Raw genomic sequence first — 12881 nt, 5'->3', positions numbered from 1 at the left:
CCCATAGATGTTCCCGTTGCAAGTGGAGTAAAAGTGAGTTTAGGATCTATGTTTTGTTCATACAACGCATGGCCACCTTCATGGATGGTACCAAATACAGCGGTTCTAAAATCTTTTTCATCGTATTTAGTCGTAACACGAACGTCATTGCTATTTAAACCGATAGCAAAAGGATGAACTGTTTCATCTAAACGGCCGGCTTCAAAATCATACCCCATCCGCTTCAGTATTTCTTCGCTGAATTTCTCCTGCTGAGCTTTAGGAAAATGCCCTTCAAGCACGGAAGGATCCGGCTGCATAGGAGCTTTTTTAATTTGATCTAACAAATCCGTTAACGCCTTCCGCACTCTTGGGAAAACTTCTTCTAATTTAGATACGGTAATTCCTGGTTCATAATTGTGAAGGAGAGCATCATAGCGATGTTCTTTGTAGCCCCAGTAATCCGCAAACCGCTTGTTGAATTCCACCAGCTCTTCTAAATAAGGACGAAAACTTTCAAAATCGTTCTTATCTTTTGCTTCTGCCCACATGGATTCCGCTTTGGATTGGAGAGTTACATATTCACGATATTCTTTTCCAGGAATCTTAGCTGTCTTGTTATAGGTTTCTTCTGCTTCTTCCAGCGACTTGACGAGTACTGGGTCTTCAACTTGCCCTTTTAATTCATCGATATAAGATTTCATTTTGTCAGATGTTTGTATTTCGTGTACTTTTTCTGATAGTACTCCTAAAACTTCAGAACGGTTATCCATTCCTTTTTTTGGAGCTTTTGTGCGCATGTCCCATGCCATTAAACCAATGGCTTCTTCATAAGAAGATTGTTCTTTCAGAAGGTCAAGAAATTTTTCTTTTACAGTTTGAGTCACTACGGTCACCCACCTTTACCTGAAGTATTCAATGATTTATACAATTTTCCAATAAAACCTAAAATACAGGATACTAAAATTATGGAGGGTCAACTCCCCCATTCTATATTTAACGTATCTTTTTTCCAAAGTATTGATAGTAATCCGTCTTAATGAATCCGTTGAATAGCTTACGCTTTTTCGTAGCTTCCTGCCCATAAAGTTTTTCAAATCCTTCATGGGAAGTCAGGACATAAACGCTCCAGGAAGGATAATCTCTCATGATAACCCCTAGATCGCGATACATCTCTTCCACCTCCGGCCGTTCACCCATACGTTCACCGTAAGGAGGGTTTGAGACTAAATAACCATTTTCCTGCTTGGGTTTGAAATCCCTAACCTGCATTTGTTTCCAGGTCACAAGATCGCCAAGACCCGCTTCCATAGCATTATTTTTAGCAATTTCAATTAAGTCCGGATCTATATCCGAACCTGTTATATTTAAAGGCTGATCATAGTTTGCACTGTCTTCCGCCTCTTGAAAAGCTTCGTCCCAGGCCTTTTGTGGAATAAACGACCAATCCTCAGAAGCAAATTCCCGGTTAAAACCAGGTGCAATATTCTGTCCGATTAAGGCAGCTTCAATTGCTATTGTTCCTGACCCGCAGAAAGGATCCACAAAAGGTTCATTCGGGTGCCAGTTCGTTACTTGAACGAGTGCAGCAGCCAGAGTTTCTTTCAAAGGAGCTTCCCCCTGACCTACTCTGTAGCCCCGCTTATGAAGCCCGCTGCCTGATGTATCAATAGTCAGTAATGCTTCATCTTTATGAAGAGCAATTTCCACACGATAAAATGCCCCTGTTTCCTTTAACCAGGAAGCCACGCCGTATTTTTTCTTCAAACGCTCAACTATGGCTTTCTTTACGATAGATTGACAATCTGGCACACTGTACAACTTCGATTTTACAGATTTACCTACTACAGGAAATTCACCATCTTCTGTAATAAAGTTTTCCCATGGTAAAGCCTTTGTCTGCTCAAATAAGTCATCGAATGTAACAGCTTTAAACTTACCAACCAGCAATTTCACGCGGTCAGCCGTTCTTAACCAGAGGTTAGCCCTTGGAATAGCTGATACATCTGCTGTAAATACTACCCGCCCGTTCTCTACTTGAACATCTTCATATCCAAGTTCTTTTACTTCTTTACTAACAATCGCTTCAAGGCCCATAGCCGCGGTAGCAATCAAAGTAACCTGTTGATCCATCTTCTTCATCTCCTCCACTATGTATTCATAAAAAAACCCTTCTAAAAAGCAATGATGGCTTTTCAGAAGGGTGTGTGCTGTAGTAATAATTAAAGTGACCTTTGAATACTCTGTAAGCCATGTTCTGTTCCATTGTACTGCAAACGGCGGTCAACCTCGTACTCCGGTGGCAATCATCTATCTGCCGACTATATGCCGGCCTCTCAGTTGGTTCATTTTCCATTAAGAGAGTGCCCCTACCTTTATTTGGGTTGCTCACTCGCGGGGTTTACCTCGTTCCACCCAAAATATTTCTATTTTGGCTTCGTCACTGTGGCACTTTCAAAGTATTCATTCCTTATCTTAGCAGACTTAGGAATTTTCCTTGCCGTTAGCTTATACGTAAGCTACCCTGACTTATGGTTTCGTCAGGCACGAACACTACAGTCGTCTCAGACTGTGCGAGCATGGACTTTCCTCTGCATGAAAACCATACAGCGATTACCCGAGTATTCAAAATTACTTTATGCATTTGATTCGTCAGCGTCTTAATAGACGCACTAGATTATTGTACCAGATATTCACCACGCTGTCACGTGGGATTTAGTGGAATCAATCAGCGAATTTATTTCCGAATACGGCTTTTTCCAGATTAGAAACACGCTTTAAAATATCGTAATTAACCTGATGATTATTATTGGCGGGTTGTTTTACACGTTGTGTCGATTCTCTGGATGACATACGTTTCAACCGATCATTTTCCTGCTGTAATCTTTCCATCTCCTGCTGCATATGGTCATAATCCTGGATGATTAAATCTAAATATTCATCTACCTCTTCTTGATTATAACCTCTCATCGACGTTTTAAAATCTTTTTCAAGAATCTCTTTACTTGTTAAGTGGATATTTTCTAAGTTCATTATCTTCACCTCTGTTCAGCACATTACGTTTATTTTTTCAAAAGCTGACGGAAATGTCAATTTTGTATTTAGAAAAAATTATTGGGTCCAGTTATCCGGGTTCGACATCCTCAGTTCTTCCACTATGTCATCCAAATCTAATGGAGTTATGTAGAGAATAGGATAAGTATGAGAAGCAGCATAGTTAGAAGCCGCTGTTAAAAAGTAATCCGGGCTCCCCTTTGTGTCTTCATCATACAATACCAGGCATCCATCGGAATGTTCCACTAAAAACTGGTCTTTCGCTCGAAACTGATGCGGTCCCTCATATCCTTTATTATATACCGGCTTATGAAAATCCGCCATCATCGTTACCTCTTCATATACCAGTTGGTAGGCTTCTTTCCATCTTTCCTGCTGATTTTCAAATGGCGGAATTATTCCCAGATTAATTGAATACTCTTCTTTTAAATCGAGCACAACTTCTCCGGTCCAAAGTTCTACTCCCATTTGACCTGAAATCAGCACCCATTCCAGCCCTTCATCTAATAAGGATAAAATTCTCTTCTTAATGGCTTCTTTTATAAAGCTTACTTTAGCATCTTCAGGGTTGAAAATCCCGAGTTCCATCGGTTTATAGCCTGTCACAACAATCGTTTTCATGATTTGTCTCCCTTTTGTTTAATTAGACAAGAAAAGAAAGCTTTCATTCTTCCTATATGAAAAAATAAGCCACGGTTAGTGGCTTATTTTAATTATTCCATTGTGCCCATTGGTCCTTGCGGCATCATTGGCATTTGCCCCTGACCCATTCCCATTTGACCTTGAGGCATCATCGACATCTGACCCTGGCCCATTCCCATTTGATCCTGTGGCATCATTGGCATCTGACCCTGGCCCATTCCCATTTGATCCTGTGGCATCATCGGCATCTGGCCCTGACTCATTCCCATTTGATCCTGTGGCATCATTGGCATCTGACCCTGACCCATCTGGTTTTGAGACATGTAATCCATCCAGTTATAATCCGGGGAAGACCCTTGTGGGAAGGCGTAATCCTGAGTTTGGAAAGAGTTAGCCTCCGAAGTCATATAAGGGAAATAATGAAAATTATTTAGTAAATGATGGTTTTGAACTAATATGTGAGTCGGATGAATATAATCTTGATTTTCTACAAAGTAATTGTCTACTACACATTGCTGTACCGGGCAAACGATCGGACGCCTATCGCAGGAATGAGCGCCTTGACCTTGCATTGAATGGTGATGCATACAACTTTCACTCCTTATCGTCTATTCCTTATCAGCGTATGTCATGCATCTGCAAGATGTACTGGGCGAAATTATCATATTGATAAGAACTTCTCCATCGATCATAAAAGAAAAGGAAGCTTACAAAGTAGTCAAGATCTAATTCACATTATTCCGGCTAATGAAAAGAAAAAAGGAAGGATCGCATCCCTCCTTCTATGTAAAGCTATTACCTAAGAAGATTCCTCCGGCAGATCGGCGGATGAAAAAGAAAATGGCAGTAATTCATCCATAGAGACCGTTTTGTAATCTCCCGAGAGATTAGAAGCATGAATCTTCACGTTGGAGTCAAAGAATTCACTCATTACTTGACGGCATGAACCACAAGGTGGAACGGGACGTTTTGTATCTGCGACTACAGCCAACTCCTGAAATTTAACATGACCCTCTGAAATGGCCTTAAAAATGGCCACTCTCTCTGCACAGCAAGCTACCGGGTATGCCGCATTCTCAATATTACATCCGGTGTACAGAGTGCCATCCGCTGTTAGAAGTGCTGCTCCTACAGGAAATTTAGAATAGGGAGTATAAGCCTTTTCCCGACTATCTTTAGCATGTTGAATTAACTGTTCCTGGTTCATATTATAACCTCCCTTTTATTGGGAAGATAATTATAAAACAATTCAATATAGATGTAAAGCGATTACAAAATGAAAATAATCTCATCTAAAACACATTCAGGACATTAATATTTGACACATGTGTCAAAAAAAAGTTTATACTTGATATAATCATTTAAATAGCTGATTAATTTTAAAGGTAATAAGGAGGAACAGAGATGTCCAAAATACTGCAATTTAATAAGATTATCTGGGTTTTCATAATTCTGCTGATTTTCACAGGTATCTTTACTTATCTTCAGCTCCCAAAAAGAGAAATCCCCGAGATTAATGTTAATGTAGCATCGATTTCTACCGTATTCCCAGGGGCCACTCCTCAGGAAGTAGAACGAACCGTCATTAATCCATTGGAATCAGAATTATTAAACATCCAGGGGGTAGACCAAGTCACATCAGCTTCAACCACTGGTTTTGGTTCTATTACCACTACACTTACCGGGGACGCTGAACCTAATACAGTGAATTCAAAAATTCGACAAGTGGTCTCTGACGTTTCACGCGGGTTCCCCGAGGAGGTACAGGATCCTAATGTAAATACAGACCTTAATTCGTCTTCTGTCGCTTCCTATCACTTACTCGCTGACAATGAAGAAGACCTTTATAATCTTAGAGATACATTAGAAACTTGGCGGGCCGAATTAACTGAAATAACTGGCGTAGAATCTATTCTTGTTAAAGGCTTGCCTGAGCAAAAAGTTTCCGTCAGTTTAGATAATACCCAGCTTAAAGAAAATCAATTATCTCCCTCACAGGTCATCTCATCCATCCAGAACGAAATTGCACCTGCAGCAATAGGAACTGAACAGGAAGATAATAAAATTTATCAGCTTATCCTTGATAAATACTCAAATATTGATGAGTTATCTCAATTATCAATCGGTCAAAATAATGAAGGTGAAAGTTTAACCATTGAAGATGTGGGCTCCATAAATGTGATCAACAAAGAAGTAGATGACCTGATCTCTTATGATGGAAAAGCCGCATTATCTGTGACAATACTGGCCAAGGAAGGGGTAAATATATCTGCTTTACAGGATAGTATCACCTCTAGAATTAATACGCTCTCTAGTGAATTACCAGATGCTATTGAGGTGGATCAATTCTACACTCAAAGTACGATAATAGAGGAAGTCTTTACAAATCTAATCACTTCGTTCTCCATCTCATTTTTTGCTGTAATCGTCATCATGGTGTTAGGTTTACCTATTTCTTCTGCTATTCTGGTAGCTTTGTCAATTCCGATTTCCATTATTATCGGACTTATTCCACTCCCTTACGTAGGAGTAGATTTAAACCAGATATCCATTATTGGAATGATTATTGCTATTGGAATACTCGTGGACGATGCCATTGTGGTTAATGATAATATTCAGCGAAGATTCCAGCTTGGAGATGGTCCTTTAGAAGGTACTATACGCGGGATTAAAGAGGTAAGGAAATCGATTGTTACCTCTACTCTTATGATTATCTTCAGCTTTTTCCCATTAACTTTCTTATCAGGTTCAAATGGGGATTTTATAAGGGCTTTGCCAACCGTGCTAATCTTTACTATCCTTGCTTCAACTATTATCGCTTTAACCTTTGTACCAACCGTTCAATATGCCAGGAAACGCCGGCAGAAAAAGCAGAATAAATCAAAAGAAGGTCTCCTTGGCGGGTTCTTTAATTGGATCGAACGTGTTTATGCCGATTCCATTCTGCCAAAGATTACTAAAAAACCATGGCTCACTGCACTTACAGGATTAATTTTATGTGCTCTGCTTGCCACACTGGTTGTTCGGATTCCTTTTGAGTTCTTTCCTTCTGCGGACCGTCCCGAAGTGACTATATCCGTAGAATATCCACAGGGAACGCCGATTGAAGAAACTCATGATCAGCTTGAAGAAATGAAAAACTTCTTAACAAGTCAGGAAGACAATATTACGGAATCCGCGATTTATACGGGTTCAGGCCTTCCTGGTATTTTCAACTCATCCCTGACTCGTTCAGGTGAAAATACAGGACAGATTTTAGTTAGAGTAGACCGCGATGAAACCAGCGCTTCTACCTTCATTAATGATTGGGAAGAGCCTCTTAGAGAAGAGTTTTCGAATGCAGAAGTATTTCTGGAAACCATTGTGTCTGGTCCTCCTCCATCTCCACCGGTTCAGGTGAAAATTCAAGGACCAGAATTAGAGCCGCTCATTCAGGAAGCAAGAAATGCCAGGGATCGACTGGCTGACATCGATGAAGCAGAAATTGCAACCATTAATGCTGGATCCGGACAGCCATTTACTCGATTTAATCCTGACCGTGATAAACTAGCTGATAATAATATACCAATCAGTCAGATTACTTCCCAGCTTCAGCTTGCTAATACCGGGGTGCCTCTTGGAACGTTTGATAATGGGGTGGAACGTCTTCCTCTGGAAATTATACTTGATGACGGAGATCCAAATGGGGTTAATTTAGAAGATTTAACGGTAGTCAGCCAGCAGAATCCAAGTGAGGGTCAAGCACCTGCTTCCTTCTCCTTAGATGAACTCATCTCTCAGGAAGAGGTTGAACAAGTTGGGGCTATTCCTCATCTGGATGGCAAACGTACGATTACGGTCGAAGCTTATCCAAAAGAGGGTGCCGAAGAAGCATTTACAAGTAAGTCCAATGAGGTTGTATCTACAATTAAAGAAGATTTACCAGATGGCTATTCTCTAGTAGAAAGCGGGGAGACTGACGCAGAGACAGAGTTCTTTGTTGAAGTTGCTAAACTGTTTGTGATCGTTTTGTTCCTGATTTATCTGACCATCGCTATCCAATTCAACTCGTTATTAATGCCAGTATTAATAACCGGAACTGTATTTTTGGCAGTAACAGGAGCTATTATTGGTCTATTCGTCTCCGGCCAGCCACTAAGCTTCTTAGCAGTGCTGGGCATTGTCTCATTATCAGGTATTGTTGTTCGTAACTCTGTTATATTGATTGAATTTATCGAGCAGAATAAAGAAACTTACTCATCTACGATTGAAGCTGTAATAGAAGCTGGGCGTGCCAGAGTAAGGCCAATTGTACTTACTTCTCTAACTTCAATTGCAGCTCTTACGCCGATTATATTCACAGGGGATGTCTTGTTTAAGCCACTTGCGGTATCTATTGTTTCCGGCTTGTTATTTTCAACTATACTCACCCTGTTACTTGTACCTGCCTTCTATTTAATTATCGTAAAAATTACGGGAAAGAAAACAACACACGAAGAAACCTCCTATGCTTTTAAGAAGAATTAACATTTCTATACAAACTTAGCTGCCGGATTTACCGGCAGCTTTTTTTAACTTAAGATTTAACTGTTTTCCTTTACCCATTCACACTCCTTAATCCTATTTTCAACTTTAATGATCAGCCTCTCTTTTATTCTGAGATATCATAGGGGATCAAAAAAACCTCAGTGGCTGCACTGAGGTATCTAGCTATTTACTACCTGTTTTTTATATCGCTTAATATCATATCCAGAACGTAATGAACGGATTGATATAATTCCTTAAACCTTTTCCGATGCACATCCACATAGTAGCTGTGCAAAATAATCATTTCGATATTTTCATTCGTAGATTTAATCTGATTCGGATGTACGCTTGCCCCTCGATTTTTCACATACTCCTCAGCTTCTTCACTCCACAAACTGTTAAGTTCAAACATAGGCGAGGTTTCTTTCTTCACTTTTTCAAAAAAAGCGTGATTTTTTTTATCGACGGGACCTTCAGTTTCCAGAAATTGAGTATGGAGTTGATCGATCAGTTGTTTCAAATCTTTTGTATGTTCTTCTAACGCCAAAATATGTTCACACCTTTTTAGTTTACCTTACCATGATTATATCTTTTATATCAACGAATTATATAGCTGAAACCTGGTCCTTTGGGTGATGATATTTCTCTTTAACCTGAACTTCCTGGTCAAGCCTTACTTCTTCAATCTGCTGCTTTAAATGAAATAATCCATCATAAAGGTCATCCATTTCTTTTCTATGGGCTACAGCCATACTAAATACAGTCTCATCCGTTTTTGTGGCTACCTGCTTCTTTAAACCTGACATTTTATCTTTCAATTTAAGCAGCTGCTCCTCGAATTCTGAAGAAGTGCGATATATTTGCACATTCATCTCCTCCTCTACCCTGATACCCTTTTAATTCTCCTGTTTATGTATAACTCCTTCCCCAATGACAAGACTAGAACTAATGCTACAAAACAAGTCAAATTGAACAAATACCTTCGACAGTAAGGGAGGACTTTTTATGCCAAAAAAGAAAGATCAAAAACCTAAAAAACCTGAACCTGCGAAAACGGATAATCCGAAGCTTGCTGGTGAAAACCGTCCATCCACTTAATAAAAGGGCTGCTGCTGAATTAATTAGCAGCAGCTTTTTTTAATCCCCCTTAAACAAGTTCTTTTTTTCGAATAGAATAATTAGTTCGGAAAATAAATGGTATAATTGTCCATGATTTGAACTTTTTGTCGAATGATTAAAATAAATGAAACCTTTTAGTTGTCCATACGTCTAAAAAATTGAAGCCTTCACATATATCCTTGGAGGTTATTTTTTGGTATGATACTCTCATGGCTGCAGGGAGGTATAGTGAATGAAATATCCCAATGGAAAACGGTCGGCTAATGCAAAAAACGTTTCCGCACCTAAACAGCAAAAAAAGACTACGTTTAGCAATCGTGGAATGACGCTGGAAGAAGATATCAGTGTAACGAACAAATACTACTTAGAGTCTCAAATCGCAGTAGTTCATAAGAAACCAACCCCCGTCCAGATAGTAAATGTGGATTATCCCAAAAGAAGTGCTGCTGTAATAAAGGAAGCCTATTTTAAGCAAGCTTCTACCACAGATTTTAATGGAGTTTATCGCGGTAAGTATATCGATTTCGAAGCTAAAGAAACAAGAAATAAGACGTCATTCCCATTAAGCAACGTCCATCAACACCAGATTGACCATATGAAAGCAGTGGATCAACAAGGTGGCATCTGTTTTATGATCATCAAGTTTGCTCCGTTGGAGGAAGTGTATTTACTTCCTTCCAAGCAACTATTTATATTTTGGGATGAGCAGTGGAAAGGCGGAAGAAAATCAATTCCCTACGCTTTTATAAAAAAGGAAGGTTACTACATTCCTTTCCATTTCCAGGCACGAGTTGATTACGCTGCTGCTCTGGATAAGCTTATTTCTGAATTGGAGGAGAACTAAATGGCAAACGAAAGCCAATCACGTACAGCAAGAAGAAATCAGATGAAGGCTTCTAAGAAAAAGAAAGGAAAGCCGTTATTTAAGAAAATATTATTAACGATCTTAATCGTTGGTCTTGTATTAATGATCGGTACCGGAGGGTTGTTCGCTTATTATATTTCAAGTGCACCTAAATTAGATGAATCGCAATTATCCACTCCTTTTTCTTCAAAAGTTTACGATATGAACGATAACCTGATTACAGATTTAGCTGGAGCAGAACGAAGAACCAAAGTAACTTATGACGACCTGCCTCCAGTCCTTAAAGACGCGGTGGTCGCTACAGAAGACTCAAGATTTTACAACCACATAGGTATTGACTTCAGAAGAATAGTAGCAGCTGTCGGAGCTAACATTACGAGCGGGTTCGGCGCTGAAGGTGCAAGTACCATTACTCAGCAGGTTGTTAAGAGGTCATTTCTAACGAGCAAAAAGACGATTGAAAGAAAAGTACAGGAACAGTATTTAGCTATCAAACTTGACCAGGAGTATTCGAAAGAAAAAATCCTGGAAATGTATATGAATAAAATCTATTACGGAGCAGGTGCTTATGGCGTTGCAGAAGCTGCCAAAACTTACTTCGGAAAAGAAGACTTAAGTGAGTTAACTTTACCACAGGCAGCTTTGTTAGCTGGTCTGCCTCAGCGTCCATCGGCCTATAATCCACTTGAAAATCCCGATCTTGCTAAAGATCGAATTAATACGGTGCTTAATTTGATGGTTATGCATGGAAAAATTTCAGAAGAAGAAGCCGAGGAAGCAAGAAAAACAAACGTAGAGGATATGATAGATAAAACAGAAACGGAAAAAAAAGAAACCCCGTATGATGCTTTTATTAAAAAAGTTAGAAAAGAAGTAGAAGCTAAAATGGACGGGGCAGACATTTTCAAAGATGGATTGAAAATCTATACCACTCTTGATCCAAAGGCTCAAGAATCAGTGGAAGAGCTATTGAGCAGCGATGGCCCTATCTCCTGGCCGGATGATGAATTGAAGACAGGTGTGGCTGTCACAGATACAAAAACCGGAGCCATCCGTGCAATCGGAGGTGGTCGTGATTATCAAGGAAGCGATCTGAACTATGCTACTGAAATCACGAGACAGCCTGGATCTACTTTTAAACCTATTATGGCTTACGGTCCTGCCATTCAATACGATAAAATCTCAACCTATCACCAGATTAAAGATGAAGAATATGAAATTAATGGTAAAGAAATCAATAATTTTGATAACCGTTTTAGAGGATGGGTCTCTGCAAGGTATGCATTAAGTCGTTCCCTCAATATTCCGGCTATGAAAACCATGCAGGAAGTAGGGATGGACAAGGCAGAAGAATTCGCCTCAGGTCTAGGTATTTCCTACAATAATTCTAATATTGTCCCAGTAGATGCAATCGGTGGAAACATTGGCGTAAATCCTGTACAAATGGCAGGAGCTTACGCTGCCTTTGGGAATGAAGGTGTCTATAATGAACCCTATGCAGTACGAAAAATTGAAGTACCAGGCGAAGATACACTGGATACGAAACCGGAACCGAAATCTGCGATGGACAGCTATACGGCGTACATGATCAGTGATATGCTGCAGACTACTATGTCAGAAGGCTCAGGGCAGGCAGCTAACGTCTCCGGCCTCCCTGAAGCCGGAAAAACCGGAACGACAAACCGCGGGGATACTGCACCAGACTCCTGGTTTAATGGATATACAACCAACTATTCTATATCCATATGGACCGGCTATAATGACATGAAAGGTTTATCACAGGCCGGAAAAGATATACCGAAACAGATTTTCAAACCGCTGATGACTCAATTATCAGAAGGTAAAGAAACAGCTGACTTTAATAAGCCAGAATCCGTTGTACAAGTCGAAGTTGAAGAAGGATCTCGTCCAGCTAAGCTCCCTAGCTCGAATACACCGCAGAGTCGTGTTGTAACGGAGCTTTTCCACGTTGATAACCAGCCATCTAAGGTTTCTAAGACATTTAAACAGCTGGAACCTGTAGATTCTCTAACAGGAAAATATAACGAAGGTTCAAATTCCATTGACTTAAACTGGTCCTACGGTGATACAGAGGATGTTTCATTCCAGGTCTCCGTATCGATTGATGGTGGGGATTATAGAGAATTAACTACGACAAAAGATAAAAGTGCCAGCGTTTCTAATGTTCAGCAAGGGGCAACCTATCAATTTGCAGTCAAAGCTGTAAGTGAAAGTGGTGAAGCCGAAAGCAGTGAATCGACTGGCGAAAGAGTTCAAGTACCTGGAGTCCAAGGAAATCCATTAGAAACCCCTGAAGAAGAGTCTCCTGATGAAGAACCTTCTACGGAAGAGAATCCTGAAGAACAGGCTCCAGAGGAAAATAATGAAGATACCCCAGCAAATGAAGAAGGCACTCCGCCTGAAGAAAATACAGATGAAGAACCTCCTGCCCCTGATGAAGGCAATGAAGAAGATCGTCAGAATAACCAGGATGAGAATAGCGAAGAAGAAAACAATCAGGAAAGCGGGAATCAAGGCTCTGAAAATTCCGGGAATAACAGTGAAAACGGGGATGGTGAAGGTTCTGAAGACACCAATAATGAAGATACCCCTGATGAACCTGCCTCTGATCAGCCTAATACAGACGAACAAGAATCTACAGACGAAGCTGCTTAAAAAAAAGCGAACTCCATTTCGGAGTTCGCTTTTTTCATAC

General features: G+C 40.1%; 10 protein-coding genes, 1 other RNA gene and 1 pseudogene. 3 read left to right on the top strand and 9 right to left on the bottom strand.

Going from position 1 to position 12881, the window contains the following annotated elements:
* The 7 genes and pseudogenes from WAM07_RS05130 to WAM07_RS05100 form a co-directional block, all read right to left on the bottom strand.
* Positions 1-866, bottom strand: a pseudogene (locus tag WAM07_RS05130) (carboxypeptidase M32); the annotation flags it as partial.
* 109 nt (positions 867-975) lie between these two features.
* Positions 976-2112: a THUMP domain-containing class I SAM-dependent RNA methyltransferase gene (locus tag WAM07_RS05125; RefSeq protein ID WP_422165331.1), complete on the bottom strand. Its 1137-nt coding sequence runs from the start codon at positions 2110-2112 to the stop codon at positions 976-978.
* A gap of 108 nt (positions 2113-2220) precedes the next feature.
* Positions 2221-2604: RNase P RNA component class B (gene rnpB, locus WAM07_RS05120), an RNA gene on the bottom strand.
* Between the two features lie 99 nt (positions 2605-2703).
* Positions 2704-3012, bottom strand: a complete 309-nt coding sequence (gene gpsB / locus WAM07_RS05115) for a cell division regulator GpsB (RefSeq protein ID WP_422165329.1) — start codon at positions 3010-3012, stop codon at positions 2704-2706.
* Positions 3013-3090: 78 nt separating this feature from the next.
* Complete coding sequence (locus WAM07_RS05110) at positions 3091-3654, bottom strand: SLOG family protein (protein WP_422165328.1); 564 nt, start codon at positions 3652-3654, stop codon at positions 3091-3093.
* Positions 3655-3746: 92 nt separating this feature from the next.
* The gene (locus WAM07_RS05105; protein ID WP_422165326.1) at positions 3747-4262 is read right to left on the bottom strand and encodes a CotD family spore coat protein; all 516 of its coding nucleotides are present in this window, start codon (positions 4260-4262) and stop codon (positions 3747-3749) included.
* A gap of 212 nt (positions 4263-4474) precedes the next feature.
* Complete coding sequence (locus tag WAM07_RS05100; RefSeq protein WP_422165324.1) at positions 4475-4882, bottom strand: cytidine deaminase; 408 nt, start codon at positions 4880-4882, stop codon at positions 4475-4477.
* Positions 4883-5079: 197 nt separating this feature from the next.
* Here WAM07_RS05100 and WAM07_RS05095 point away from each other — a divergent pair, with 197 nt between their 5' ends.
* Positions 5080-8181: an efflux RND transporter permease subunit gene (locus tag WAM07_RS05095; RefSeq protein ID WP_422165322.1), complete on the top strand. Its 3102-nt coding sequence runs from the start codon at positions 5080-5082 to the stop codon at positions 8179-8181.
* A gap of 190 nt (positions 8182-8371) precedes the next feature.
* Here WAM07_RS05095 and WAM07_RS05090 read toward each other — a convergent pair whose 3' ends face one another.
* Both WAM07_RS05090 and WAM07_RS05085 read right to left on the bottom strand, forming a co-directional pair.
* The gene (locus WAM07_RS05090) at positions 8372-8728 is read right to left on the bottom strand and encodes a YppE family protein (protein ID WP_422165321.1); all 357 of its coding nucleotides are present in this window, start codon (positions 8726-8728) and stop codon (positions 8372-8374) included.
* A gap of 58 nt (positions 8729-8786) precedes the next feature.
* Positions 8787-9047: a hypothetical protein gene (locus WAM07_RS05085; RefSeq protein ID WP_422165319.1), complete on the bottom strand. Its 261-nt coding sequence runs from the start codon at positions 9045-9047 to the stop codon at positions 8787-8789.
* Between the two features lie 485 nt (positions 9048-9532).
* On the opposite strand from WAM07_RS05085, the gene recU reads away from it, so the two are divergent.
* Together recU and WAM07_RS05075 are read left to right on the top strand one after the other, a co-directional pair.
* Positions 9533-10144, top strand: a complete 612-nt coding sequence (gene recU / locus WAM07_RS05080; RefSeq protein ID WP_422165318.1) for a Holliday junction resolvase RecU — start codon at positions 9533-9535, stop codon at positions 10142-10144.
* Positions 10145-12841 carry a PBP1A family penicillin-binding protein gene (locus WAM07_RS05075; RefSeq protein ID WP_422165316.1) on the top strand — a complete coding sequence of 899 codons (2697 nt, stop codon included), beginning with the start codon at positions 10145-10147 and terminating at the stop codon, positions 12839-12841.
* Positions 12842-12881: the final 40 nt, after the last annotated feature.

The organism is Halobacillus sp. (assembly GCF_049282395.1).
Taxonomy (GTDB): Bacteria; Bacillota; Bacilli; order Bacillales; family Halobacillaceae; genus Halobacillus.
The sequence above is the reverse complement of the archived record's forward strand: the minus strand, read 5'-3'. Positions and strand labels throughout refer to the sequence as shown.